Below are 2134 nucleotides of genomic sequence, written 5' to 3' on the forward strand. Positions count from 1 at the left end.
CCGGCCGCCGAAGCCGCGCTTGCCGCCGCCACTCAGCGGCCGTTCAACAGCGTGGCGCTCAACGAGGCCTCGGGAGAGCCGGGGTGGAAGACCATTCCATCCTGGTTCATCTCCTCGGAGCGGGACCTGGCCATCCCCCTGGAAACGTTCCGTTTCATGGCCGCACGGGCCAACGCACGGGAATCGGTCGAGATCGCCGGCGCATCGCATGCCCTGCCGGTATCGCAGCCGCAGGCGGTGGCCGACGTGATCCTCCGAGCCTCGGTCGCCGTCTGGAACCCGCCGTGGTGACCGGCGGCATCCCCGGGCGGCCGGGGATGCCCCCGATCGCTGGTGAACCCCGGCGCTTCGCACACGTCGTAGCGGACGGCAGTTCACGTCGATCTCTAAGGAACGTTCATGGCAGGCAAGGCGGCGCTCATCGCGTCACGCTTCATCGAAGTGGCACTCCTCGTTGCCGGAGCGCTGGTCTTCGTCGCGCCGGAACCCAACAGGATCACCCTTGTCTGGGACATCCTGGCGATCGTCTACCTCGCGATCCGCATGAGCCGTCTGCGCCGTGACGGACGCGGTAAGGCGACCGCCTGGCTGGCGCACGGCCTCGGCGGGCGCACCGGGCTGATCTTCACCATCTTCACCAGCCTGGTGGGCCTCTCGGCCGGCGTCAGCGTCCTGTTCGAGGAGGGCGCCGACAAGACGAACGCCGCGTTCGTCGCCGTCCCGGCTGTGCTGTTCGCCTGGGCGATCCTGCACTTCGGGTACGCCGAGCGGTACGCCAAGACCTACTACGCGGGCCTGCCCGAGCAGGTGCTGGCCTTTCCGAACACCGATGAGCCGACGTTCGTCGAGTTCTCCTATTTTTCGTTCACGCTGGGAACGACGTTCTCGGTATCCGACGTGGAGACGCAGACGTCCCCGATCCGGCTCCAGATCCTCTCGCACTCGATCATCTCGTTCCTCTACAACACCGTGACCATTGGTATCGCGGTCAGCGTCATCTCCGGATGAGCCGTCACTGACCGCCCAGCCCTTGACCCTCCCCCAGGGGGAGGGTCAAGGATCGGACCTGGGCGATGCAACGTTGAGATGGCAGGATCGGCGTTCTGGCCCGAGGACCCGCTGACGTCCGTGCGGGGCGTGTGAGGGGATGTTCTGTGCCTTCGACCAACGGCGACGAAAGGCCGTTCTGTTTCGCCGTGCTCGGGCCGGTCCGAATCTGGCGGCACGGCACGGAGCTGGACCTGGGCGCCCGGCAGCAGCGACTGATTCTGGCCCTGCTGCTGGCCAACGCGGGGCAACCGGTCGGCATCGGCGACATCGTCGAGGCGCTGTGGGACCAGCGGCCGCCGCAGAGCGCCGTCAACGTGGTGCACCGCTATATCGGCGCGTTGCGGCGCCTGTTCGAGCCCGGCTTGCCGGCCCGGTCGGCCGGGCGCTGGCTGCTGGGCGACGCTGCCGGTTACCGGATCCGGGTCGACTCGGACAGCCTCGACCTACTGCTCCTGCGGCGACTCACCGACCAGGCGCGATCGGACGAGCTCGCTGGGCGGCTGCCCGAGGCGATGGCGGCCTACGAGGAAGCCCTCGGCATGTGGCAGGGACCGTGTGGCGGTGCCTCCGAGCTGGCCTCCTACGACCACCTCGCGTTCAGCGTGGTCGACCACGAGTGCGCCGATCTGGCCCGGGAGGCCACGTCACTGGCGCTGCGCCTGGACCGTGCCCGGTCGGTCCTGCCCGTGCTGCGCCGGATGGCCGAGCATCGTCCGCTGGACGAGGCGCTGCAAGCCCGGCTGCTGCTGGCGCTGTCGGCCGACGGCCAGCAGGCCGAGGCGATCGCGCTGTATGAGAACGTTCGCCGACGGCTCGCCGACGAGCTCGGGGTGGATCCGGGCGAGGAGCTCCGCGAGGCCCACCAGCTGGTCTTGCGGCAGAGCGTGGCCGGATCGGCCCTGCCCGGGGAGGCCGAGCCGCCGCCGGGCCGGGCCCAGGCCGACCGGGCGCCGAGCCGCACGGCGGTCCTTCCGGCGCAGTTGCCGGCTGATCTGCCGTGGTTCACCGGCCGTGACGAGGCGCGGCGCCGGACGTTGGGTCTGGTCAATGGGCATGTGATGACGCAGGTGTCGATGCCGGTGCT

At 69.5% G+C, this 2134-nt stretch carries 3 protein-coding genes; all 3 read left to right on the forward strand.

What is annotated here, in order from left to right; all coding sequences use genetic code 11:
- Nucleotides 1-291 (forward strand): alpha/beta fold hydrolase (locus B0I29_RS45000; RefSeq protein ID WP_146617131.1); only part of this gene is annotated, 291 nt, incomplete at its 5' end.
- Between the two features lie 108 nt (nt 292-399).
- Nucleotides 400-1008, forward strand: a complete 609-nt coding sequence (locus tag B0I29_RS45005; RefSeq protein WP_111655312.1) for a DUF1345 domain-containing protein — start codon at nt 400-402, stop codon at nt 1006-1008.
- Between the two features lie 146 nt (nt 1009-1154).
- Nucleotides 1155-2134, forward strand: a 980-nt coding sequence (locus B0I29_RS45010) for an AfsR/SARP family transcriptional regulator (protein ID WP_181558339.1), incomplete at its 3' end; no start/stop codon positions are given.

Source organism: Actinoplanes lutulentus (assembly GCF_003259845.1).
Classification (GTDB): domain Bacteria; phylum Actinomycetota; class Actinomycetes; order Mycobacteriales; family Micromonosporaceae; genus Actinoplanes; species Actinoplanes lutulentus.

Coding starts and splice junctions, on each gene's coding strand:
- B0I29_RS45005 (WP_111655312.1), top strand. CDS start 400: ATGGCAGGCAAGGCGGCGCTCATCGCGTCACGCTTCATCGAAGTGGCA.